Raw genomic sequence first — 25,977 nt, forward strand, 5'->3', positions numbered from 1 at the left:
GGCCGTAAGTATCTATATTAGTTCCAAAGCCTTCAACGCCAGTTCAAATTTTAATCTGCTGTCACTGTCTTCAAAATCAATACCCGTAATATCTTTTATTTTTTGTATTCTATATATGATGGTATTATAATGCATAAACATTACTTTAGATATTTTTCTCATGTTACCATTGCAATCAAAATAGACCTTTAGTGTTTTAATTAATTCGGTATTATTTAATTTATCATATTCTACAATTGGATTTATTGTATCATTGCAAAATCTTACAAGTTCTCCTTGTATACCATCAAAACATAAAATTGTATATAATCCCAAATCATCATAATGTAAAATATTGTTAATATAAGGCTTGTTAATCTTTTCTACTATGATCTTGGCCTGCTCATAACTTTTATTTAGTCTTGTCATATCTATATAAGGTCGTCCGATTCCTATTTTAAGCTTTTGCTCCTTAAATCTTTTTAATATTTCTGCCTCTATTCTTTTGCAAAAATATATAGCTTTTTTCTTTATTAATTCAGGTTTTTCTGCCGGATCACTTCCATACAATATGACAATACTACTACTTTTATCCACATATAGTATTGCTTCTTTTTGCTCTCTAGCAATCCTATCGATAACAGCTATAGAGTTTGCAATAATATTTTTGTTAAAATTAGATTTATCTTGACCTATATCTTTCTTTTCAAAATATTCTGAGAAGTATATTACTAACACAGTATACTTTAATCCTAATTTAAAATTAAAAGTTTTAGCACTTTCAATAGCTTCATTTTGCCTATTTTCATCATTGCTTAATAAATTATTGAAAAACTCTATTTTATATTTACTCTCCATATTTGATATAGATAATCTTTTTACAAAATTTAATGCTATAATATGTACATAAGACTCTATAAGTAATTTATCATATAGACCTAACTCTTTGTCATCTATCCATATAAAAATATACCCATACTCTACCTTTTCAATGACGATAGGAACATTTATTCTTCTGATACTTTTTCCATTAATATTGTCTATGCTCTCATTATAAGTTCCATCAACTTCATTCTTTAGATTTTTAGATCTGGCAGTTCTTTGTTCACTAATAAACTTATCAATTAATCCTCTATTTACAACCTGATCATAGATATTACTATCTATATCCAAAATAATTTCACAGCTGTCACTTATATTCTCATATATAGCTAATGGATGCCCTATATTTTCATATAATTTCCCAGCGATTTCTTTTAGAGTTCCTCCCTTCACCATTATATCCATTACTTCACTTATGAATTTTTCAATCTTCAGGTGTATACCCATTTGTTCTTCAATAACTAAATTTAGAATAATTGAAATTACATCTGTATGCGAAAGATTAAAGGGAACTTGGACTATAGGAAAGCTTAGCTCCTCAGCTAAATCAATAATACTTTGTGGCAATTCCTTTATATATCTTCCAACTTTGATTCCAAGCCCAGCTACTCCCTTTTCATTCAATTTAGGAATAAGTTCAAGCAGTACACTTATATTGTCTTTTATTGAATAAGCTGTAGTAATTAGAAATTCTCCTTTTTTTACCCATCCTATAATATCTGGAACCTCCATAACATTAACATTTGTAATTCTTCTTGATATCCCTGATCTACCAGCCAAAATTTTAGTGCCTTTAAGCATATTATTTTCTAAAAGCTGTTCTAAAGAAATTCCAAAATAATTATACAAAATACCACTCCTTCAAAACTGAATTTAGATTATTTTCCTCTTATATGTTTACTATTTTTTCTTCTGATATATTACACACTTCTAAGTCTAAATAATAACTATACTGCGGAGATTTTTATCTCCGCAGTATAGTTATAGCTTTTCTTTATCCTTTTCTAGAAAATATGCTAGAACTTCTTCACGTTCCATCTTCTTCTTTTTCAAAGCTTCCTGAGTCCAATTATAAAACCCTTGTCCATTCTTAGCACCTAATTCATTATTTTCAACTTTCGTTTTTATTAGTTTAGAAGGTTCTAGTGAATTACAGAGGTCCTTAGACAGATATGAGGATACAGAATATATTACGTCAAGTCCTGCTAAATCAGCAGTACATATTGGTCCCGTGGCAGGAAGTCTTCTTCCAAATCCAAACTCAATCGCTTTATCAACTTCTTCCGCTTCTGCGTAACCCTGTTCTACTATATATAATGCTTCCCTGAGTAATGCATGTTGAAGACGATTTCCAATGAAGCCTATACATTCTTTTTTCATACTAATAGGTTCTCTACCTATAGACCTAACCCAATCTACAGTTATATCAATTGTCTCCTCTGATGTTTTTTCACCTGGTACTATTTCTATCAGAGGAATTAAATGAGGTGGATTCCAGAAATGTGCAACAACTATTCTCTCAGGGTGAGTTGTATTTTTAGCTATAGTTGTTGGCAGCAGTCCAGAGGTACAAGTAGCCAAAATTACATTTTCAGGACAAAGATCATCTAAAACCTCAAAAATTTTCTGTTTTAATTCTATATTTTCATCTATACATTCAATAACTAAATTTGTATTCTTAACAGCCTCTATAATTGTATGTACTGGCTTTATTCTATTTAGAATATCTTCATTCTCTTTGTCCTTTAACTTGCCTTCATCCCTTAGCGAATTTAAATTTAATTGCATGTTTTTATATCCTTTATCTAAAGTTGCATCAGATTTATCATAGATAATTACATCTTGTTCTGATTTTGCACAAAGTAATGCTATTCCACAGCCTATGGTTCCTATACCAATTACCGATACAGTTCTAATATTCACAGCTATCATCTCCTTCTAATAGATCATTGCTTTCGGTTAAAATAGGAATAACACCATAAAATGGCGTTACTCCAAAATATTTATGACTTATTGTTATTACTAGAAGTATCTTCATCAAATCTTATCTTATATTCTTCATTCATTATTCCACACTTGCCTAAAATATAGAAAATAATTGATAACAGAACTCCAACTACCGCAGCAAAAGCCATTCCTTTCAATTGTACTGTACCTAAATTGATTGAAGCTCCACTTACTCCTACTACAAAAGTAACTGCTCCTAAAACCATATTATAATTCACACTAAAATCAACCTTTTGTTCAACAAACATTCTAATACCTTGAACAGCTATAATTCCATAGAGAAGCATTGTAATTCCTCCCATAACCGGTCCAGGTATAGATTGTATTGCAGCAGCAATTTTACCTATACAGGATAGAACAATAGCAATTATTGCAGCCCCTCTTATTACCCATACAGAATAAACTCTCGTAATAGCCATTACTCCTATATTTTCCCCATAAGTAGTATTTGGCGTAGATCCTGTAAATCCAGAAAGTATATTACTAATACCATCTCCAAGAAGTGAACGGTAAAGGCCTGGATCTTCTAATAAATTCGATTCAGTTATTTTTCCTGTAACAATTAAATGACTTATATGCTCGGCAAGAACAACCAAGCAGGCCGGTGCAATGATGACAATTGCACTCCAATCAAAAGCAGGTGCAGAAAAAGTTGGTATAGAAAACCACTTAGCATTCGCTATTACAGAAGTGTCTACCATCCCCATAGAAAAAGCAAGTATATAACCACAAATTACAGCTATCAGTATTGGAATTACCTGAGCAAAACCTCTGAAAAGTACAGAGCCAAATATACCAACAGCTAATGTAAATAAAGCTACTGTGATAACTCGTGGATTTGAAACATAAGGCTCAACAATTTTACCAACTGCTGTTGCTGCAGGTGCGAGTCCTGCTTGTGTTGCTGCAGTTGGAGCAAGTTCAAGTCCTATAATAGCTACAACAGCACCCATAACAGCTGGAGGCATTACAACATCGATCCATCTGATTCCAAATTTTTTCACAACAAATGCCATTACCACAAAAAACAATCCAAAGAAAATAAATCCTGACTGAGCATGACTAACCCCACCAAAAGACCCAATGATTAAAGCAGTAGGTGCAATAAATGCGAAACTTGATCCTAAATACGCCGGAATACCACCTTTGGTTACGTAGGAATAAATCAGAGTTCCAATACCATTCATCAGCAAACAGATTGCAGGATTTATGCCCAAAAGTAATGGTACAAGAATAGTTGCCCCAAACATAGCTGTTAGATGCTGAAAACTAAGCGGAATAGTTTCAACAATTGGTAATTTTTCGTGAATTCCTACGACACGCCTCATTAATTCACTCTCCTCATTTCTTTTTATTTAAATACAGTACAGCAAGGTGGAAAAACTTAACTGCACTGTAATTAATCGAAGGTCAGGCTCCTGTCTATTTATTTAAGGCTCTGTACACTTTATCTGCAGTGAAAGGTGTTTCAAATAATTCAACTCCTGTGGCATCTGCTATTGCATTTCCCATTGCTGAAGTAATTGAAATCATTGGGTGCTCAGCACATCCCCTGGCACCATATGGGCCATCAAGTTGAGGTGTTTCTATACAATGAACTTCTATCACATCTGGCAGATCTTGCATAGTTGGTATTTTATAATCTACAAAGCTCCTTGTCAATAACTTGCCTTCCTCGTTATATTTTAATTCTTCGGAAATAGCCGTTCCTACTCCTTGAACTATTCCACCAATAATTTGCCCCTTGACAATCATTTCATTCATAATTTTACCGAGATCTATAGCAGTTACAATCTTTAATATTTTTGTGTCACCTGTGTTTTTATCAACTTCAACCTCCATGGCATGAGCACCAAAAGTCCAATCTAATGCTGGTCTTCCCTGTCCTGTTTCCTTATCTAAAATTGTTAATCCTTGTGCAATACTCTTACCTCTTCCAATTAACGGACCACCAATTCCATTTCCATTTGGATAGGTATATCCAACTGATATTTGATTATAATATAATTTTTGTTCTGGGAACTGTTTTATATAAACACATTGATCCCCCAATGCTAAATCATGTTTAGCTGCACGAAGCACAATAGCCCCCATTTCAAAAATCTGCTCTTCCATATCGTTGCAGGCTTCAATTACTGCATTGCCAGCAAGTATTGTCATACGGCTTGCAACAGTCTGCCAGTCATAGGTTGCGGCATCAGTATTTGTTTCAAAAACTACATGAACTTTCTCTATAGGTATATGAAGTCTCTCTGCAATAATCTGAGCCATTGCTGTATATGCTCCTTGACCCATATCTATACCTGAAACATTAAATCTTACTGATCCATCTTCATTCATCTGAATAATAGCTGATGTAGCTGCATTACTTGGCATTGCAGGTGCCTTATGTAAGACAGCTATGCCTTTTCCTCTATATTTTCCACTCTTTTTTTCTAATGCTTTTTCCTCTTCAGTTTTAGGCTTTCCCCATCCAATTCCATTTGCAACAGTTTGAAGGCACTTAATAACATTACCTGATTGTTCATAAATTGGCTCACCGGTTATAGTGATAGACCCCGGTTTTAATAGATTTTTTAGCCTAAATTCCAATGAATCCATATCTAATTTCTTTGCTACAAGTTCCATTTGTCTTTCAATAGCCCAGAAAATTTCAGCATGTCCGAATCCTCTATAAGCAGTGCCGAACAAATGATTTGTATAAACAGTTTTAGAGTCAACTTTAACATTATCTATTTCATAAGGACCTACAGCAGAATAGCCTGTTGCTCTTGTAATATTAACACCATAATCAGCATAAGCTCCGGCATCCCAAAGATATTCAATTTCCTCAGCTACGATTTTTCCTGATTTTTTAACTCCAGTTTTTATTTTTGCAGCTAACCCTTGCCTACATGGTAATGTCGATATTTCCTCTTCCCTTGTTGCTACAAGTTTTACTGGTTTTCCCTTTGCTGCCTTTGAGAGAAGTGCAACTAATGGTTCCAAATGGATTCCTGCCTTACCACCAAAGCCACCGCCTATATATGGTATAGTAACATCAATATTTTGAATTGGCACATTTAATGCAATACTAAACAGATTACGTATCGTATAAGGAGATTGAGCACTACTCCAAATTTTTATTTTGTCTCCTATTCCCCATTTTGCAATAACAGCATGAGTTTCCATTGGAACATGAAGTATTTGTGGTACATAAAACTTGTTTTCAATTATCAGATCTGACTCTTCAAAACCTTTATCTATATTTCCTTTTCTTAACTTAAAATGATTTGAAATATTTGTACCTGCCTCTGGAAAGAAGGTATCAGGAATAGTCTTATAATTTCCTAAATCTTCATGAACTAATATCGCATCAGACTTTACAGCCTCCTCAACATCAAGTAATACTGGCAACGGCTCATATTCGACTTCAATAAGTTCAATTGCCATTTCTGCAGTATCTATATCTATTGCAGCAACTGCAGCTACTGCTTCACCAAAATATCTTACTTTATCTACAGCTAAAATAGGTTTATCTACAATATATATTCCAAGTTTCTGATAAGCCTGCTCCCCTGTTAGCACAGCTTTAACCCCTGGTAATTCCTTAGCTTTACTTACATCGATTTTTTTAATTAATGCATGAGCATAAGGGCTGGTTTTAATTCTTGCATATAACATTCCATTAAAAGACATATCTTGAACATACTCAGCTTCTCCTGTAACTTTTTCAACTCCGTCCAGCCTAGGGATACCTTTTCCTATATAATTATAATCCATTATTCTTCACACTCCCTTGAAGCTGCTTCTACTGAATCAATAATTGCTTCATAGCCGGTACATCTACATAGATTTCCCTGCATAGCTTCCTTAATTTCATCTCTATTTGGGTGAGGCTTTTTTATTAGAAGAGCTTTAGCAGACATTATCATCCCGGGAGTACAGAAACCACACTGCAATCCATTATGTTTTATGAATTCTTTTTGAAGTTTTGATAATCTTCCATTTTTCGCTTCACCTTCTATGGTCTGTACATGCCCTTCTGCAGCTTCTAATGCCAATACACAACAGGAATTTACTGCTTTTCCATTTAAAATTACAGTGCAAGCGCCACATTCTCCTGCACCACAGCCTTCCTTTGTTCCCGTTAACCCTAATTTTTCTCTTAAAAACCACAGTAGAGTACTGTTTGGAGGCACTTCCTCAAAAATTTCTTCGCCATTTACAAATAAATGTAGCTTCTCCATCATACTTATTTTCCCCCTCCTAATTGCTTAGCAATTTCGCAAGTAAGATGCCTAGCCATTGCTAATCTATATTCTTTTGTAGCTCTTACATCAGAAATAGGATTAATTTTACTCATGACCTTATCTGCTATTTTTTCTATGTCTCCTTCAATCTTCCTATTTTTATAGTTTTCAAAGTCATCAACTAATATAGGAGTAGGTGCTACTGCTCCTAAGGAAAACTTTAAGCTTCCATCCTCTTTTAAATATCCTGCAACACTTATTTGTGAAAGATCATGTCCTTTTATCCTTGATCTTTTAATAAATATTCCTTGTCCTTTAATTGGTGGATATAAAACTTTAGTTACTATTTCATTTTCCTTTAATACATTTCTCTTGACCCCTGTAAAAAAATCTTTAAGTTCTATTTCCCTGTTACCATCTATAGAAGATACGTAAACCTTTGCCTCAAGCAAAAGTGAAACTGGCAGCATATCTCCTCCCGGTGACGAATTGCATATATTTCCAATTAATGTCGCTCTATTTCTTATTAAAACGTTTGCAAGTGTCTTAGCAGCATCAATTAATATTTGTTGACTAGGTTTTATCTTATCACATTCAATCATATCGTTTAAAGCTACTGCTCCTCCTATAGATAAACCTTCCTTGTCACTATAGGAAATACCCTTTAACTCTTTTATACCTTTAACATCTATAACATATTTACAACGTATAGCATTGCTTTTTAGACCAACTATTACATCTGTTCCTCCTGCTAAAATCTTTGCATCCATTCTATACTTATCGACTAATTTCAATGCTTTTTCTAATGTTTTGGGCTTTAAATACTGGAATTGTTGCAATTAAATTCCCTCCCATATTTAATTTAAGTTTTGTTTAAAAACACCCCTACAATACGGTGTATTTTCGCAATACTAAGCTGTATTATTGGGGTGTTTATGATTTTTATATAAAATATTAAGAATTTGCTTATTTTATTCTAATAAATACAAATTATTTTATTTCTTCGAATATAAATCCATAATGATCACTATTAGTACCTTCCTTAATTACTCCTACATTTGACTTAAGCTTCATGCCTATAGTTGGTTCACTTACTTCGAGTTGGCCACTTACAGTAACTCCATTTTCAAATTTCACGATTCCAAAGTATAAGTATGGTTTCATATATCCTTCTGGAAGATTATATACTTTTGTATAGGTTAAAAGTGTAACTATGCCTTCTAAGACGACTTCTTCGAACTCTCTATTTCCACACTTTTTGCATACAAAATGCTTTGGATGATGAAGTTCGCTGCAGTCTGTGCATTTATAAGCGTACATTTTTTCATCCATAACTAATTCTCCTCCTTTGTAAGTATAGTTGCCACAACATTATTACCAAAACCGCCAAAGTTTACTGCAAGGCCAGCCTTGGCACCTTCAACTTGACGACCTTTAGCTTCTCCTCTAAGCTGTCTAACAATTTCTACTACTTGTGAAACTCCCGTTGCTCCAAGGGGATGTCCTTTAGCTTTTAAGCCTCCTGAAGTATTGATTGGAATCTTACCACCAATCTTTGTTTCACCATTTCTAACTGCTATATGGCCTTCTCCTCTCTTAAAGAAACCAACTTCTTCTGACTCCACAATCTCAAGGATCTGGAAGGCATCATGCAATTCTGCTACATCCATATCCTCAGGCCTTAATCCTGCCATTTCATATGCCTTCTGTGCTGCAAGTCTTACTGCCAGTAAATCTGTAGGTACTTCTCTTTCCGCCACTGCATGAGTATCTGTAGCTTGACCGATTCCTGCAATTTTCACTGGTTTTTTAGCAAATCTATCTGCTTTATCCATTGCACATAGTAGAACTGCTGCAGCTCCATCAGATACTGGACAAACTGAATATAATCTTAAAGGTGAAGCTACATAAGGGTTTATTATACCTGCATCCTCATCCTCAGTAATGGAATATAAATCAGGTACAGTATGAAGATGTGCCACTGGATTGTGTACTGCATTTTCATGATTTTTAACAGAAACCATTGCCAAGTCTTTTTCTGTTATTCCATATTTATCCATGCACAATCTTGTGAACATTCCTGCAAGTGTAGGAAGCGTTATACCATAGTCATATTCTGCTTCTGGATGGAGCATCGTAGCAACAAAGTCCGTACCTTCCCATCCACTTACTACCCTCATCATTTCTCCACCAACAACTAGAACAGCATCACACATACCACTAGCAATAGCCATATATCCTAATTTTACAGCAGAGGCCCCTGAAGCTGGACCATTTTCTATAGTCTCTGCCATTGCTGGTCTTAAGTTTAAAGTGTCTACAAGAGCTGATGCAACACCACTCTGCTTATTTAAAATTCCTGCTCCCATTGTAGCTACAAAAACCTGATCTATTCCATGTTTTCCTGGAAGGGTTTTTACACCAGCATCATCAAGAGCTTCAGCTGCCGCCATACAAATCATGTCGGTAAAGGTCCCCCCTGACATTTTACCAAATTTAGTATGGCCTACACCTACAATACCTACTTCTCGCATCTTTTATATCCTGGAATCTGAGCATAAGTTTCAGGGAGGATTGGATTTTCTGTAGTTTTAAGCAACGCTTCTGGAACAGGACGACGTCCAGCTAACTTATCTCCCTTATGTTTTTCCCATAATGCTTTAGTCAAAACATATGTTGGAACTCCTCCAAGCTCATGCCAAGTTTCTGGTCTTGATTCTAATTCATACTCTATCATCCATCTCTTAAATCCATTTGGACTTTCTGCAACTACCCAAACTTCCTCTTGTTTTAATATATCTAGATGATATTCCATTTTTGCTGCAAACAATTGTGCCCCAATTCTAAGTCCCTGCTTTAAAGTCATAGTATGATAAGACATTCCAACCTTTTCATCCACCATACGTCCATTAACAATTCCTACTATAACTCCATCTATTGTTCCAATTAAACAATATTCATCTTTAACTCTATAGCGATAGTAACCTAATAATTCTGAATATATTCTCGATGCGACTATATCATAAAAATCTTTTTCAACAGTCATAAGAGGTTTTACAGCTTCTAATATATGAGGTACTTCATCTCTTCTTATTTGACGAATTACTAATTTTTGTCCATTAGCCATGGTTATGAACTTTGAAGGATATATTGGCATTGGAGTCTCCACTGGTCTTAAACTTTGTTCCATTTTATCAACTATCATATTCAAACTTCCTTTCAAAATTTACTTTTTACTTAAATTTAGAGGTCATTTCAAAGGCATAACTTTTGGATTCCTGCTACTTTGTATCAAATGCAACTATACGAGCTATACAGGATTCTCCACCTTCAAATCTCCAAGGGAAGCATCCTATTATTAGCCGCTTTCCTAATACCTTGTCTATTTCTCCACCTAAATTTTCAGCATGAACAATATTGTCAGGGAATAAATCATAGTGCATTAACTGATAATCTTCATCTGGCCAAAAATCTACAATGCCTTTTCCATACTTATTTCTTAAATATTTATCCGCTTTTTTAGCCTCTTTTGGCGCCCATTCACGAATTTTTGTATTCATTGGATGATCTGCTGAACCACAGTCAACTCCTATCCATTTAAACTGCATATCCTTACACCATTTTGAAAATTCCTTCGTTGGTCCTGGATGTCTCATCATAACTCTCTCTTCATCAGCCTCCGGTTCATCCCACGCATACTTGTGATATCCTGTGTGGATAATCAGTATGTCGCCTTTTCTAACATCTGCTCTTGCCATAATATCCTTGGAAGTGTAAATACCATAATCTTCAGCTATATCAGAAATATCAACAACCACTCCTGGTGCTACTAGTTCCTCTAATGGAATAGATGCTATATCTCTTCCATGTGTACAGAAATGCAGGGAACCATCAAGATGAGTTCCGACATGATTTGAATGGGTTAATACCTGACCATTTGCACCATTTGATGAAAGTCTTTTAAAAAACTTTATTTCTAATGGCTCATAGGTTGGCCATGGTGGTGTTAAATGACTTATTTTTTGAGTTAAATCATACATCTGTACGCCTTTAAAATAATCAATAATGTTCATAATATTACCCTCCATCTATGATAAATTATTTTTTTTAATAAAATCTGTCAAAGCATCTTCAAAACACTTCATTGGTGGATTGACTACTCCTGCGCCAATCTGCCCAACTCCTGCCTTATTAGAAGCGATTCCAGTATTAATTACAGGTAGTATTCTTGTTTCTATAACCTTTCTCATATCTATTCCAGTAGGCACTCCCCTAAAATCTATATTAGGTATTCTATATGCATTATTCTCTGAGCAAGTTATCTCGTACATAGTATTGGTATAGTTAACTGCATCCTTTGGAGTACCTCCTACGAATTGAACAATAGCTGGTGCTGTTGCCATAGCAAAACCACCTATTCCTGCTGTTTCAGTTATGCAGCTGTCTCCAAGATCTGGATTTGCATCACTTTCATCAAACCCTGGGAAGTACAAACCATTTACCATTTCACAAGGCGCTGTAAACCACTCCTTACCTGTCCCAGCCATTCTAATTCCAAAGTCAGTTCCATTTCTAGACATTGTATATATTACTGTACTGTATTCAATATCCTGAAGCGGATCTAAGCTGCACTTACAAGCAGGCATGGAAACGTTTAAGAAGAAGTGATCATTTTTGTCTATAAAGGTTAAAACCTCTGCTTTTTTTTCATTAGAAAAGTTAGTTTTAACTATGGCTGGTGCAAGTTCTCTGAATAAAAGTGATGTTGCTGCCTTATTTCTGTTGTGACCTTCATCACCCATTTGAAGGAATTGAGCAATTATTGTTTTTAAATCTATACTGCCTTTTATCTCCATTGCCTCTTTAAGCACAGTCGCAAGTGAGTGTTCCATCCAATATAGTCTATTAAGTACTTCGCTGCTATATGCTCCAAATCTTAAAACTTTTCCGAGGCCCTCATTAAAAGTACAGTATGCATAATTACCAAAAGTCTTATTCTGAAGAATCCATACTGGCATCGAATAAGTAACTATTCCTGCCATCGGACCTACTGCCGAGTGATGGTGACAGCAATCAAAGGTTATTTCACCTGATGCTGCAAGCTTCAAAGCTTCTTCCTCATCCTTTGCTAAATTTTCATAAATAAGCCCTCCGATTATAGCTCCCTTGACCGGCTCACTCATCCTATCCCAGGTTATAGGTGGTCCTGCATGAAGTATTGTTTTTTTCGTCATACCTGGTATTACTTCTCCCGCTTTACCTACACCAATAAGGACGGGCTGAGCACTTAATAATCTATCAATTGCTTCCTGATTGGCCTTTTCTATTTTAGCAGCTATAACTTCATCTTCTAGCAGAGAAAGTCCTTTACTTGCTTCACTTGGCGGTCTCCAATTAACATGAACACATGGCACATATTGTTCTTTTAAATCTTTGCAAAAAGACTCTAGTCCTAAATTTATTACTTTTATATTTTTATTAAACAATTCATTTATAGCAGTCAAAACTATCACTTCCTTTTATATCTTATTTGGTTAATCTCTTCATCAATTTTGCACAGTATCTAACTGCTTGTGCATTTGACGGCATAATAATGACTCCTGCATCTTCTAATTTTTCTTTTTGCGCTTTATAATTTTGTGGATCATTTTCTGTACCACAAATATAACCCACTACACTAAGATATTTACCTTTACTCTCCATTTTTTTCTTTGCCTCTATTATTCCTGGAAGCATTTCCCCTGCTGGATCAACATGTGAACCATAACCTATTACAAAATCCATAAGCATTATAGCTACTTCTTCATCCTCCGCTTCCTCGGGTAACCTTTCTACTCTTCCCATAGGATCAATCATAGGATGAGGTTTTCCAACAGTAAAATCATCGTCGCCTAAATCAATACATGTGTTCATTTCACTTTTTTGTATGTTTTTAAGTCTGAGTTCAGGTTTAAGTGGAATATTAGAATATATGTCAAAGCCTTCTTTATCCAAAAGCTTCATAGCTTCGTCAGCTAGAGTTCCTCCTGTATATAACGCTCTTATATATTTCTGCTTTTTATCAAGCCTTGCAGCCTCTTCTTCTACTAATTTATCTATTTCTTCCTCTGACTCTGTAAATCCACAATAATCAAGTACAGGATTTCCCTTTGATAATGCTACAGCCTTATATGCCGCATCTTCTAAACTTATACATGCATAGGCTCCACTTGCTTCTATTGATTTCCTGTCTCCTCCTATAAAATCGACAACTATAGGTTTTTTCGTACTCGCTACCATCTCTAATATTTTTTTCGCAACTTCAGGAGCCGGCGGTTTTGATATTAACACAATCACTTTTGTCTCTTTATCTTCAATAAGAGCTTTAAAAGCTTCTATCATCATTATTCCGCCCACATCACTTTTTAAGTCTCTTCCTCCAGTGCCTATAGCTTGGGATATTCCAGCACCTAGTTTATCAATAAGTACTGTAACTTCCTGCGTCCCTGTGCCTGATGCGCCAACAATTCCTATATCTCCTTTTCTAACTACATTAGCAAAGCAAAGTGGAACATGGTTTATTATTGCAGTTCCGCAGTCTGGCCCCATTACCAGTAGTCCTTTGTCTCTGCCTATCTTTTTTAATTCTATTTCATCCTCTAAAGTGACATTATCACTAAAAAGCATAACATTAAGGCCATTTTTAAGAGCTTTTCTAGCCTCATCTGCTGCATATTTTCCTGGAAGCGAAATAATCACCATATTTGCATCCTTCATATGTTTGAGCGCAGCATTAAATGTATTAGGTTTATACTCGTCCTCTACTTCCTCTTTTTCATTTTTTGAATTTAAAAGTTCATCAACCTTATTTATAATTTTCTTCGCTGCCTCATCTTCTTCATCATCTGCATATGCAGCTATAAAAAAGTCATTAGGTGTTAAACTTTCTATTTCACCATTGCTCAATTTTAGATTACTTGCTAATTCCTTATTTAGGTCAGTTCCCATACCAACTATAATTTCTTTAACATAAGGCAATTTTTTTATTTCTTTTGTAATAACCATTAGAGCAACGGAATCATAATATGTGTTTTTTCTAATATCTACACAAAGCTTCATTTTATAGCTCCCCCCTTAATTTCGAAATTGTATGTTATTTATAATTTTAAAGCCTACATAAATACCTAGAAGTGTATCTGTTCCAGATGTTGATCCTATATCTATAACCCCTTTTACTTTTTGAAGAATTTTATAATCTTCATTTTCACATAAAAGATCCAGAATAAGACTTTTAACCAATTGTGAGCTTTTACCAACTGCTGAGAACGTTAACATTTCAGAGCTAACTCTTGTTGTTCCATTTAGTCCGTATTTTATTATGCCAGAATTTAAATTATAAGCCTGTGATATTTCAAAACCATAATATTTAGTTAAATATATAAGGGATATCATAAGTCCAGACATGAAATCGTCCATAGAAGGAGTAAGACCTATACCAAATCCAATAAGCTTTTTTGCAGAACTGGAAATTTCTTTTAAATTATTTTGTATTACCGAATCTATAAATCCATGAAATCTTTCAGTAATAAACTTATACTTTTCTTCTAATATTTCTTTATACTTTATGTTAATATTAAAGCTTTGGTGGCTTTCTCCAAGAAACACAAGTAAAGGTGCTATAAAACTAAACCTTCCATAAGTATTTATTCCTCTTTCTAAGATTTTAATATTTTTCTCAATACTTATAGAGTCAATAGGCCTAAAATTCAAATCTGGTTCTGAATTCCACTTTTTAGCATTGCTAAAATCTACATAAAGTTCTTTTCTTGTGCTGCAAATTCTTTTTTTATGTAATATAACATCTATACCTTGAGAAATGCCTAACTTCGCAAAATCAACACTTTCTTTCTCACCAATAACAACAGACATTGGGCAAATATTTTTATCAGAATTTAAGATAGTAATAAATTCATTTTGATCAGTTACAAGATTACATGCATTTCTAAATACAGAGTGTACCTTAGCCTTTACAACTAAACCAGTATCAATTCTGCTTGATAACATATCACAAATAGCTACTGCTTTCATTTGTAGTCATATCCTTCCCCTTGGCTTCTTAGACTAGTTTTATGGTAATTTTTTCTAAATCTATAATGTAATATTATCACACTTATTTCTAAATGACTTTATGTAAACTTTATAAAGATTCATTCTCATATTTGTTAATACTTCACAGCATATTAGCTTAACTTGCGCTAAAATATATTAAATAGGCAAAAAAATTATTTTATAAAAAGTCTTCTTATGTTTGTCCCTGTATTATTAATCTTAGCATCTACGTTAACCTTAATGGGTATATCAGGAAATATCTCTTCCCATGTATTTTCATAATTTCTATGCCATTCTTTAGGATGCTGTCTATATAAATTAAAACCAAAACCAAATATATCTGTTTTCAATTCCTTTTGCCATTTTTGAATTACAGTCATAATATCTGATTTTATACTATTTTCCAGCTTTCTCTCCATTGAGTTTACTATATCAGGGGTTAAGTACTCCGAGCCCTCGCCTGTATAATACTTTCTCAAAGCAGCTTCTACTTTTACATTAATATTTATTTCTGGATTCTTATCATTAATTTGAACTTTTATCTTACTTTTGGAGTCTGTTATATAAAAATATAGTATTTTTTTCACATCAGCATTAAAAGTTATGTTTTTTGAATAGGTACTGAAATTAACTTCTTCATCCGTCTTTGTGCTTTTATAGGTTTTAATCTTTTTTCCTTTTATCCAAGATAAACCTAGACTTTCATTATCGTCTAACCATCCAACAAATTTGTCGCCTTTAAAAGCAGCTAATCCGAAAGCTCTAAAATTGCCTTCATTTTGCAAGTGAAATTTTACATCCTCATGAGTTCCACCTAGGACCTTAGCACTCTCCTGTAGCGTTTTATTTTTATAACCTGTAGACACTACTCTTGAAGCAACAGACTCAATTCCTGGTTTAACTAGCATTTGAATAAATTCATGTATTGTTACTTGAAAGGTAGAACCTCCATTAGGGTATCCAGTTAATAAATTATGTATCTTTTTACCTGATGCAATCGGATTAAAAGGATCGACGGTGCTTATAAGTCCTTCGGCCTTTCCAGGTGTAATGATTACATAAGCAGAATTACGAATACTTGGAGTACGCTCAATATGACTAATTATATCTTTTAATATGTAAGTTGCAGCATCTTCACCAATAACTAAAACTTGAAGATAGCTAAAGAACAAATTTCCTGGAGTTGCCTCCTGCAACTTATTTACTGCATCTATAAGAGTCTTCGCTTTAGCCGAATAAGCTGCTCCTGTAATTGACTCACTTACTTTTCCTCCTTGTGTTTTACCTGTTGAAATATATTGAAGTGTTACTATTATGTCATTATTTTCTTTTTCAAAATCTATGCCCATAGAATATATTTGAGCTATCTGTTGATACTCAGCATAATCCCAGCATCCAGTAAATAAAAATATAGTGCTTAATACTATTAATAAAAAACCTGTTTTTCTCAATTTAAGCCACCACCAGACCTTCTTTTTATAATACGGATACCTAACCAAGCTAACAGCATAACAATTATTACAAAGGGCAAAATTACGAAATAACTTGCAAATATGGAAAAAAAATACGCACTGTTAGATGAATTTAACCATACTGAAGGTATAAATATTAATAATGTTATTACAACTAATATGACAGTAGAATACTTTTGATTAAATAGTTTCTTTATAGGTATCCATATTCCATATATGTATAATGAAATTTTTAATATGGTAATAAGCTGATAAGTGGCTAAAATAAACACCTCTAATCCTCTAACAAAATCTCCTATATATATTGCTCTTGATACACCGATTCCCGCCTCAGTGGTACGTGATAACATTTCATAGCCTGATATTCCTTGCATAATAAACACTGCTAAAGCTAATATGAACGCCCATAATGTAATTCCTCTCACAATCCACTTACGATGTTCATAAGGCGCTGGAATATGGGCAACCATAACCATTGTAGCTAGCAAAATCTCCGATGCAGCTCCCATAGAGAAAAATATGCCTTCTCCAAATTCTGATAATGTCGTATCAAATATAGGAATAACATTCTCGATTTTAAATTCCTTTACAAATGAAAGAGAAAATCCTATAAAATAGTTGAATATATACCATATTGTAAGTAATTCCACTGCTCTTCCAAAGAGCAAAGTACGATTGTTCACAAATAAAAATGACATAAATACAAGAAATAGCATTAGAATCCATGAAGGTGTATGTGGCAAAAAATATACTTTCACTGAACCAACAAACATATTTAATATGTATGCTCCTAAAGCTATTGTTATCAATGAATAAAATAAAATCACCATTATATATAATAATCTACCAAAACCTTCATCTATAATATCAAATATTGTATATCCGGTATAATTTTTGCATAGATATAATATTCCTACTGCAAAAGGGATTATCATCATAATTCCAATAGCTAATACAATCCAGCTGCTTCTTTTTGATAAATAAACGGCCCAGGTGAAAGTATATGCCATATTACTGCAACCAGCAGCGAAAGTAAGAAAAAGCACTTGCTCTCTTGTAAATTTATTGTAATCCACAATGCCTCTCCTTCCATATTTTATTTATTGCCAATCCTATTATTGTTTGCAGGTGCTACAAGATTTAAACGTTTTTTTAATTTGTTATAAGGGCCTCGAAAAAATATATCCTTCCAAGTACCAAGCTCAATCGGAACTATTGGATATAAATATGGTACTCCAAAAGACTCTGTGGTTGCCATACTCCACAGTATAATGAAAATTCCATTTAAAAATCCAAACATACCAAAGAAACCAGATAAAAGTATTAGAAAATAATTAATTATTCTTGATGGATTCACTATTATAGTTGTCGAAATTGCAAAAGAAGCTATTGCAGAAAAAGCAACTACTATAATAAGAGATGCACTTACATATCCTGCAGTTACCGCAGCCTGACCTATAATAACTGCTCCAAGTGTTCCTATAAAGTATCCTATCATTCCCGGCATACGTATTCCTGCCTCACGAATTATATCAATAATAATGGTCATTCCTATTAGCTCAATAATTGTAGGAAATGGCACTCCTTCTCTTCCAATTGAAATATTTAAAGCAAGGGAAGGTGGTACTACCGTGTGATTATACGTTACTGCTGAAAGATATAGTGGTGATATAATAACAGCTATTACAAAAGCTATAAATCTAATAATTCTTAATAAGGAACTAGCAGCAGGTGATTCAGCATAGTCATCCATAGTCTTAAAATTATCCCAAAAGGTTATTGGACATATAATAGCAAAAGGACTATTATTACAAACTATGCAAAAGTGACCCTGTGATAACCTCTTTGCAGCCATATCCGGACGCTCTGTTTGCTGATATGTAGGAAATATGCCTTTTGCTTTATCCTTTATAAGTTCAGCTAAAACACCTGTCCCCTCTACCATATCAATATCTATATTTCTAAGCCTAGTTTCTACTTCATTTAAAAGCTTAGAATTTGCTATATCTTTAATCCATATAAGCTTTAGCGTTGTACGGGAAAGTTTTCCAACAACAAAAGTTTCAAATTGAAGATTAGGTATAGGAATCCTTTTAATAATCATACTGATGTTGGTTTCTATATCTTCTGTAAAGGATTCTCTACTTGAAAGAATAGTAGCTTCATTTTCAGGAGCACTTATTGATCGTTTTTCAACATCGCGACTTTCAATAATAAGTGCATTTTTACTATTGTCAAAAAACACCAATGTATTTCCTCTAAGTATTGCATCTACTAGCTCCTTCATTCTATTAGTTTTTCGTATATTAGCTGAAGAAATATAAAATGCTTGTATATCCTCAGCTATATCATTTGCTGGAAGATTACAATTTATTGTTCTATTTTGCAATGGATCCATTACATGTCTTCTTACCAATTCTTTATTACAAATGCTTTCTATATATGCTATCCCTGTTTCTATATTCCCGCCTAAAATCTTAAATTTACTTTCATTTAGACCAATACTATTTCCAAAGAGGTTTTTTAAAAAAAGTAAATTTTCATCAATTGAAAGCATAATTTCCATGTTCTCAAGATTTAATGGACTTTGGTTTAACATATTGTAACCTCTTTTCTTAACAATCCCTAGTTTTAAATATAGTATTTGTATAATAGGCTTTTAATAAACATACTATTTTCCATTTTGCAATTGTCATTAGATTAAAACAAAAACTAATGTGATTTTTTGCACAAAAAAGACAGCTGCAAGGTGTTTAATCCTTACAACCGTCCCTTTATGCTGAATATATATCAGAAAACTCTATCTTTATCCTCTCTACATAACTTTGTGAAAAAGCCTTATTATCATAAGCATCACTGTTTTTATTTTCAATTAATTCTACAGGTAAAACTATTGAAAATTCACTTCCTTTTTCTTCTTCACTTATAACACTTATTTTCCCCCCATGCATTTCAACAAAGGATTTAACCAAATATAATCCAATTCCAGTTCCTTCACACTTTCTAGAAAGCAAAGAATTTGCTTGTCCGAACCTCTCAAAAATAACACCAAGTTTATCTTTAGGAATACCTGATCCTTCGTCTTTTACTTTAATAACAACACTTGTTCCTTTATCTATAAAATTGACATATATTCTTCCACTAGAATGGCTATACTTAACAGCATTAGATATTAAGTTTAGTATTATACGCTCTATTTTATCATGGTCAAAGGCCATAATTTTTTCTTCAACATTCGTGTCAAATATAAGTTCTATGTCTTTGCTTTCTATATAAGTTGCTATGGATTGTGTGATGTCTTCTACAACATTTACTATATTGTCATTCTCTTTATTAAGCTTAGCGAATCCAGAATCAAATTTAGTTATATCTAAAAGGTTATTTATTAACCTTATCATTCTCAAACAATTTTGCTTCATCACTCTTAAGTAATACTTACATTTATTTATATTTTTAAAATCATAGTTATTCAAGTATACATTTATGGTCTGAACGGCAGCATAAATAACATTAACAGGAGTTTTAAGTTCATGAGATATATTGATAAAAAAGTCAGTTATAAGAGTGTTAAACTCTCTAGTTTCATTGAGTAATTTTAAATTTCTTTCCACACTCTGCTCCAAGGTTTCTACTTTTTTTTCCGAGGTTATATCAAATAGAAATGTTAGAACTGAAGATTTTCCCTGATAAGTGAAAAAAGAAGATGTGTTTCTAACTGGAATGAGAATTCCTCTAGAATCTAGTATGTTTTCTTCTTCTATAATCTTTGATAGTCCATTATTGCTAATATGAAGATACCTACTTTCAATGTCAAACCTATCATCTTTTGTATAATGGCTATAAAATATCTTTCCATTTAATTTTACTGGATTTTCATATCCAAGTAATTTAGCTGCACTTTCATTAGCATATATAATTCTTCCTTTTTCATGTACAATAATAGCATTTAATGAATTTTCAATTAACATGTCATAACATATTTTGTTTTTTAATAATAGTGATTCCATATTTTGTCGCTGTCTGTTTTGTTCTTCTAATTCAGTACTTAATAAACTAAGAGTTTCATCTTTTCTTTTATTATTTTCTCTTTCGATATCCACATAATATCCAAGAACCCATGCAACAAAAATAAATACTCCTACCATTATTAAATCTTTTTGAAAATGAGAATTAATCCCATTTTGTAGTGGAGCATACAATAAATCTGCCCCCAATATAAACAATGAAGAAAAAAGAGAAGTTATAATGCCATAGCGAGAACCATATTGAATAACTGAAGATATTATTAATAATAGAAACAAATATTTATATTCACTCTCATAAGATGCAAAGAAATATATAGGTAAAGAAATAATAGCTATAAAAAAAATATTTTCAAAAAGCCAAGAAAACTTAAATACATTGAAAGATTGTAACATCTTACAATTAATTATCATCCATGTTATATAACATAATCCAGTAATACATAAAAAAAATGCTGTAGTATATAAATTGAATTCCCCATTGCTTTTTATATGTAAATCAATCCAATACTTAGGTAAGTTAATATAAATAATTATGCTAATAAAAACTATTATTGCAATTTTTATAATGGATATCATTATAGATAAATTATTTTCATTTTTATCTGCGATGGCCTTCATAAAAAAACCTCCTTATGCTAGTATAAATACATAAATTTAAAGTAAAAATTATAAACTTATATAAACTTATATAAATTTATAATTTTTACTTTAAGCAATCTAAAGATAAAGTCTTTTTAAATTCACTACTTCTTTAGACATTTTGGTTCTTTTGGTTGAAATGCACTAAGAGAACATGCCGATGCTGAAGTTGAAAATGCCATTTTTGTACACATATACGCTGTAATCTTAGCAAGTACCTTATTAGTTTTGTTTTTCATAATATCCATCTCCTTTAAATATATATTAAAAACAAAGTCAACCTTGTTTTTAAAGCTTATTTTATTATTAACAAATTTACTAAGTTTTCACTTTTCATAAATTTTCTCTCTGTTCTTTATATTAGACAAATAGTTCATTACTATAACAAATAGTAATGTAGAAAATAACGATGGGCTAAATAACTCACACTTTATAAGCGGATTTGAGAGTTGAAAACTTGTTTGACTATTTAATAAATTTAATATTGCCATATTTATAAATTCACTTAATGAAAGTATAAAATACATTAATAGAGTACTATATATAGCCTTTATTATGGGTATGCCAATAATAACCACAACACTTATAGTTAAAATAATATTAATTATCATATGTACTCCAAAATATATAGGAAGCCATCTTACAAAAAAAATAATCACAGCCATTAATATACTAAAAAATATATAGTTTCCTATATTGATGCATTTTTTAGAGAGTACATGTATTCCCCATATAAAAATAAACATTTCTGGAATAGTTCTCAAAAATAACTCTATCCAAGTAAGTTTCAACATATCTTTCATATCCTTTCATTAATGCCTAAATTATTATTACATCTTTTTGGATATTCTTTGTTATATAAATAATGCACTGTTATAATAAACGCTAATGTAGCAATTAATGATGGACTACACAGTATACATTTCATAACAGGATTTAAAAATTTGAAGCTTGTATCAATTTTTAGTAAATTTAATATTAATAGATTTATAAACTCACTTAGACAAAGTATGAAAATCATTATTAAAGTATTCCTTACAGCTTTTATGATCGGCATTTCAATTATAATCATAATACTTATAATAAGAATAATATTAATTATCATATGCACTCCAAAATATATAGGAAGCCATCTTACAAAAAACGTTAATACGCCTAATATCAAACTAGAAAATATGTAATTTCTTATATTAAGACGTTTTTCAGATAGTACATGTATTCCCCATACTATAACAAATAGTTCTGGAATGGATCTTAAAAATAATTCTATCCAAGTAAGTCTTAACATTTTTCATTATCCTTTCATAATTTCCTTCTCGAATCTAACAACTAAAATCAAAAGCTATTTCTACAAAATTCTACATCAATTATACATTTTAACTTAATTTCTATATAATGTATTATTCGATATAAAATGTATAATTCCTTCTTAATATTTTAATTTATTTCAACTTTTTTAATAAATATCTTTTTTTAAATAAAAAAACAAAATCCTTAGTTCAATATTGTTCATTATTTGCTAATTATCTTTTTTTCTTTCTATATTAATGCAGTTGATGTACATCTATAAACTAATAAAATGAAACATATAAATTTATCTAAACTGAGTTAATTTAACATGAATTTAAATTGGTGCTATAATTATAATATTAATATTTTTATAAACATAATAGAGTTTAAAAATTGACAGATGGAGATGTAATAAATGAGACTTAAAAAGATAAAAATAAAATTGTTTGTAGAAATTTTTTCTTCCTTAATAAGTATTGCTTTATTGTTTAGAATTGCTTTATATTTATTACCTACTCATGGTGAGAAAATAGCTAACTACAAAAACCCTAATAGTGCTCTACTTGTCATAGATATTCAAGAAGATCTCACAGGAAAGCATGCAAAATCGCCTTATCCCTATAGTAATTCAGAAGTATTCATTGATAATGTTAATAGTATTATTGATATTGCCCTAGAAAAAAAATATAAGGTTATTTACATAAGACAAGAATTTAAAAATGGCCTTACAGATATCCTTTTATCAAAAGGCATTCTTATTAGTGGACACGCTGGTACTCAGTTTGATTCAAGATTAAAATTGAAGAGCCAAAACATTTTTTCCAAAAGACAATCTGATGCATTTTCAAATTTAGAATTAGAAAAATTTTTAGAAAAAAATCAAATTAATAACTTATACATCGTAGGATTAGATGCAAATACGTGCGTCTACAAAACTGCAAAAGGTGGCTTAAACCGTAACTATAAAATTACAGTTATTGAAAATGGAGTAATTACACTTGATATGAATAAAATGAACAGCATTATAAAAAAATACAAAAAAAATAATATATCTGTTATTAATAGTATTGATTTTATAAATTCAAACTAATATTAGTACATACAAGTAAAAAGCGCCGCAGGTAGGCTTATGCATAGGTGTAAGTCTACTTTCGGCACTTTTTATTGTTATAGGATTTCAAGACCAGAAAATTAACTTATACACAGGGATATGTTTCCAAAGCTGAAAGCACATATAAAAACTTTTTAATCAATCTTAGCGAAGTATTTTAGAAAGTCTTAGGACTGTTGATATGTTTGAGGCACGAGTTTATCAATAGTTCTTAGACTTTCAAAATACTGAGCTTTAGATTGATAAAAAGTTTTTATAGTGCTGAAGCTTGGAAACATATCCCGGAGTGTAAGTTGATTTTCGGCCGTGCAATCCTATATAGAGAGTAAAACTTGATACTTAACTTGCTATCAATGCATCCAAGTCTTGTTCATCTATAATTTCATTTTCCAAGAGTTTCTCGGCAATTAAATTCAATTTATCCTTATTTTTTAAAATATAATTTAAAGTTGTACTATAGATTTTATCTAAAACTCGTTTTGTCTCCTCCAGTATTATTTGATTCTCTAAGGATATCTCTCTATCATCAAAGCATACAAGTCCTAGTTTTTCACTCATACCATACTTTGTTATTAAAGTTACTACCATCCTAGTTGCTCTCTGCAAATCATTAGCTGCTCCACCTGTAATATTTTCTTTTCCAAATATTATTTCCTCTGAAGCTCTTCCACCTAGCAATCCACTTACTCTATTTAATATTTCTTTTTTTGTTTGAAACATTTTCTCATTTGGATTTATTATAGTGTATCCTGCAGCACCTTTTGTTGTCGGAATTATAGATACTTTAGGTACACTTTCTTTATTTAGAAGTTTAGCTATTAAAGCATGTCCTGCCTCGTGATATGCTGTTATCTTTTTCTCCATATCAGATATATTAGATCTATCTTTCTTTTCATCACCGGCTATTATTTTATTCATAGCTTTATCTATATGACTTAACATTATTTCACTACAGTTTTCCTTAATAGCATATATAGATGCCTCATTCATTATATTCGATAAATCTGCACCACTCATATAAACAGTTTGTTTAGCTACTTGAAATAAATCTACTTCTTCTGATAAAGGCTTGTTTTTTGCATGAACTTTTAATATTTCAAATCTTGCATTTAAGTCTGGAAGACCTACCATAACATGTCTATCAAATCTTCCTGCACGAAGCAAAGCATCATCTAACATATCTAGCCTATTTGTTGCTGCAACTACTATGATGTTCTCCTTATCTTTAAATCCATCCATTTCTACAAGAAGTTGATTCAGTGTCTTGGCATCTTCACTTGTTCCTTGTCCATCGCCTCTTTTACCACCTATAGCATCTATTTCATCTATAAATATTATTGCTGGAGATTTTTTTCGTGCTTTATTGAATAACTTTCTCACTCTAGAAGCTCCTACTCCTACATATTTTTCTACAAAGTATGAGCCACTAGTTGGTATAAATTCCGCTCCAGTTTCTCCTGCTAATGCTTTAGCTAAAAGAGTTTTACCTGTACCTGGAGGACCATAAAGAATTACCCCCTTTGGAGTCTTTGCTCCAAAGCTCTCAAACTTTTCTGGCTCCTTTAAAAATTCAATTATATCCTTCATATTCTCCTTTGCTTCCTCACTACCAGCTACATCACTAAATCTTACTTTAACATCCTTTGATTCTTCAAATTCGGCTGAATCTCCTCCCAATTCCGCTGAAAATGCTCTTTTTCCTTGAACACCATTAACTAACTTTAAAACTATTAATACAATTGCAGCAACTACAATTGCACCTATTATCTTACTGAAAATATTAGAAGTCTCTACTATTTTTATTTTATTTTCCATTAAATACTGTCTAAATTGAGGATTTTTAGGATTTTCAAAGGTAAATGTATTTTTACTCCTATCCTCAGCTATAAGAATAAAATCATCCTCATTATAATAAACTGTTTGTACTTTACCTTCCTCCACTAAATTCTTAAATGTATTTATACCAACATCCGCATCTGCGTAGTTATATGCCATACTACTTTGAAGTTGCCTTATGTTATTTTTATAGTTCGGGCCGGAACTCTGCGCAAGGAAAAATACACCGGATAACAAAGGCATAAGTATTAGTAACATGATAACATACTGTTTTAAATCTTTCCTTTTCATTAATATATCCCCCTAAAAATATTTAACATTCTTTTTTCATACATTTTCCATAACAACCGCTATTGCTTTCAAAACTCACAAAACCACTTTTATCTATAAAAAAATAAAATATTATTAATTTATTA

Annotated in this window: 22 protein-coding genes; 1 reads left to right on the top strand and 21 read right to left on the bottom strand. The window is 32.1% G+C overall.

Going from position 1 to position 25,977, the window contains the following annotated elements; translation table 11 throughout:
- Positions 1 to 12 precede the first annotated feature (12 nt).
- The 20 genes from I6U48_RS00435 to I6U48_RS00530 all read right to left on the bottom strand — a co-directional run bounded on the left by I6U48_RS00435 (position 13) and on the right by I6U48_RS00530 (position 22,612).
- Positions 13 to 1,710, bottom strand: a complete 1,698-nt coding sequence (locus I6U48_RS00435; RefSeq protein WP_218318427.1) for a PucR family transcriptional regulator — start codon at positions 1,708 to 1,710, stop codon at positions 13 to 15.
- 132 nt (positions 1,711 to 1,842) lie between these two features.
- Positions 1,843 to 2,784: a 3-hydroxyacyl-CoA dehydrogenase family protein gene (locus tag I6U48_RS00440; RefSeq protein ID WP_218318428.1), complete on the bottom strand. Its 942-nt coding sequence runs from the start codon at positions 2,782 to 2,784 to the stop codon at positions 1,843 to 1,845.
- 80 nt (positions 2,785 to 2,864) lie between these two features.
- The gene (gene uraA, locus I6U48_RS00445) at positions 2,865 to 4,196 is read right to left on the bottom strand and encodes a uracil permease (RefSeq protein ID WP_218318429.1); all 1,332 of its coding nucleotides are present in this window, start codon (positions 4,194 to 4,196) and stop codon (positions 2,865 to 2,867) included.
- Positions 4,197 to 4,290: 94 nt separating this feature from the next.
- Positions 4,291 to 6,630, bottom strand: coding sequence for a xanthine dehydrogenase family protein molybdopterin-binding subunit (locus I6U48_RS00450; protein ID WP_218318430.1), 2,340 nt, complete (start codon positions 6,628 to 6,630; stop codon positions 4,291 to 4,293).
- A complete protein-coding gene (locus tag I6U48_RS00455; RefSeq protein WP_218318431.1) occupies positions 6,630 to 7,100 on the bottom strand; it encodes a (2Fe-2S)-binding protein in 471 nt (156 codons plus the stop codon). Before I6U48_RS00455 ends, I6U48_RS00450 begins: the two co-directional genes overlap by 1 nt.
- A 2-nt stretch (positions 7,101 to 7,102) precedes the next feature.
- Positions 7,103 to 7,939, bottom strand: coding sequence for an FAD binding domain-containing protein (locus I6U48_RS00460; protein ID WP_218318432.1), 837 nt, complete (start codon positions 7,937 to 7,939; stop codon positions 7,103 to 7,105).
- 151 nt (positions 7,940 to 8,090) lie between these two features.
- Positions 8,091 to 8,432 (bottom strand): Zn-ribbon domain-containing OB-fold protein, encoded by a 342-nt coding sequence (locus tag I6U48_RS00465; RefSeq protein ID WP_218318433.1) that lies wholly within the window; start codon positions 8,430 to 8,432, stop codon positions 8,091 to 8,093.
- Between the two features lie 2 nt (positions 8,433 to 8,434).
- Positions 8,435 to 9,634 carry a thiolase C-terminal domain-containing protein gene (locus tag I6U48_RS00470; RefSeq protein ID WP_218318434.1) on the bottom strand — a complete coding sequence of 400 codons (1,200 nt, stop codon included), beginning with the start codon at positions 9,632 to 9,634 and terminating at the stop codon, positions 8,435 to 8,437.
- Complete coding sequence (locus tag I6U48_RS00475) at positions 9,622 to 10,305, bottom strand: hypothetical protein (protein WP_218318435.1); 684 nt, start codon at positions 10,303 to 10,305, stop codon at positions 9,622 to 9,624. The genes I6U48_RS00470 and I6U48_RS00475 overlap by 13 nt, the downstream gene beginning before the upstream one ends.
- 76 nt (positions 10,306 to 10,381) lie before the next feature.
- Complete coding sequence (locus tag I6U48_RS00480) at positions 10,382 to 11,173, bottom strand: cyclase family protein (RefSeq protein WP_218318436.1); 792 nt, start codon at positions 11,171 to 11,173, stop codon at positions 10,382 to 10,384.
- A 15-nt stretch (positions 11,174 to 11,188) separates the two neighbouring features.
- A complete protein-coding gene (locus tag I6U48_RS00485) occupies positions 11,189 to 12,604 on the bottom strand; it encodes a YlbE family protein (protein ID WP_218318437.1) in 1,416 nt (471 codons plus the stop codon).
- A gap of 22 nt (positions 12,605 to 12,626) precedes the next feature.
- A complete protein-coding gene (fdrA, locus tag I6U48_RS00490; RefSeq protein ID WP_218318438.1) occupies positions 12,627 to 14,198 on the bottom strand; it encodes an acyl-CoA synthetase FdrA in 1,572 nt (523 codons plus the stop codon).
- 15 nt (positions 14,199 to 14,213) lie between these two features.
- Positions 14,214 to 15,167, bottom strand: a complete 954-nt coding sequence (locus tag I6U48_RS00495) for an oxamate carbamoyltransferase subunit AllH family protein (RefSeq protein WP_218318439.1) — start codon at positions 15,165 to 15,167, stop codon at positions 14,214 to 14,216.
- Positions 15,168 to 15,361: 194 nt separating this feature from the next.
- Positions 15,362 to 16,639 (bottom strand): Ger(x)C family spore germination protein, encoded by a 1,278-nt coding sequence (locus I6U48_RS00500; RefSeq protein ID WP_218318440.1) that lies wholly within the window; start codon positions 16,637 to 16,639, stop codon positions 15,362 to 15,364.
- Entirely contained in the window at positions 16,636 to 17,736 is a 1,101-nt protein-coding gene (locus I6U48_RS00505; protein ID WP_218318441.1) for a GerAB/ArcD/ProY family transporter, read from the bottom strand. The genes I6U48_RS00500 and I6U48_RS00505 overlap by 4 nt, the downstream gene beginning before the upstream one ends.
- A 20-nt stretch (positions 17,737 to 17,756) precedes the next feature.
- Complete coding sequence (locus I6U48_RS00510) at positions 17,757 to 19,259, bottom strand: spore germination protein (RefSeq protein WP_246615142.1); 1,503 nt, start codon at positions 19,257 to 19,259, stop codon at positions 17,757 to 17,759.
- A gap of 175 nt (positions 19,260 to 19,434) precedes the next feature.
- Positions 19,435 to 21,303 carry a sensor histidine kinase gene (locus tag I6U48_RS00515; protein ID WP_218318442.1) on the bottom strand — a complete coding sequence of 623 codons (1,869 nt, stop codon included), beginning with the start codon at positions 21,301 to 21,303 and terminating at the stop codon, positions 19,435 to 19,437.
- Positions 21,304 to 21,428: 125 nt separating this feature from the next.
- The gene (locus I6U48_RS00520) at positions 21,429 to 21,563 is read right to left on the bottom strand and encodes an AgrD family cyclic lactone autoinducer peptide (protein WP_218318443.1); all 135 of its coding nucleotides are present in this window, start codon (positions 21,561 to 21,563) and stop codon (positions 21,429 to 21,431) included.
- Positions 21,564 to 21,650: 87 nt separating this feature from the next.
- On the bottom strand, positions 21,651 to 22,118 hold the full coding sequence (locus tag I6U48_RS00525) for a hypothetical protein (RefSeq protein WP_218318444.1): 468 nt from the start codon (positions 22,116 to 22,118) through the stop codon (positions 21,651 to 21,653).
- Between the two features lie 5 nt (positions 22,119 to 22,123).
- Positions 22,124 to 22,612: a hypothetical protein gene (locus I6U48_RS00530; RefSeq protein WP_218318445.1), complete on the bottom strand. Its 489-nt coding sequence runs from the start codon at positions 22,610 to 22,612 to the stop codon at positions 22,124 to 22,126.
- A gap of 417 nt (positions 22,613 to 23,029) precedes the next feature.
- Here I6U48_RS00530 and I6U48_RS00535 point away from each other — a divergent pair, with 417 nt between their 5' ends.
- On the top strand, positions 23,030 to 23,704 hold the full coding sequence (locus tag I6U48_RS00535) for a cysteine hydrolase family protein (RefSeq protein WP_218318446.1): 675 nt from the start codon (positions 23,030 to 23,032) through the stop codon (positions 23,702 to 23,704).
- 360 nt (positions 23,705 to 24,064) lie between these two features.
- On the opposite strand, the gene I6U48_RS00540 is transcribed toward I6U48_RS00535, so the two are convergent.
- Entirely contained in the window at positions 24,065 to 25,852 is a 1,788-nt protein-coding gene (locus I6U48_RS00540) for an ATP-dependent metallopeptidase FtsH/Yme1/Tma family protein (protein ID WP_246615143.1), read from the bottom strand.
- Positions 25,853 to 25,977 lie beyond the last annotated feature (125 nt).

Source organism: Clostridium thailandense, from assembly GCF_019207025.1.
Taxonomy (GTDB): Bacteria; Bacillota; Clostridia; order Clostridiales; family Clostridiaceae; genus Clostridium_AM; species Clostridium_AM thailandense.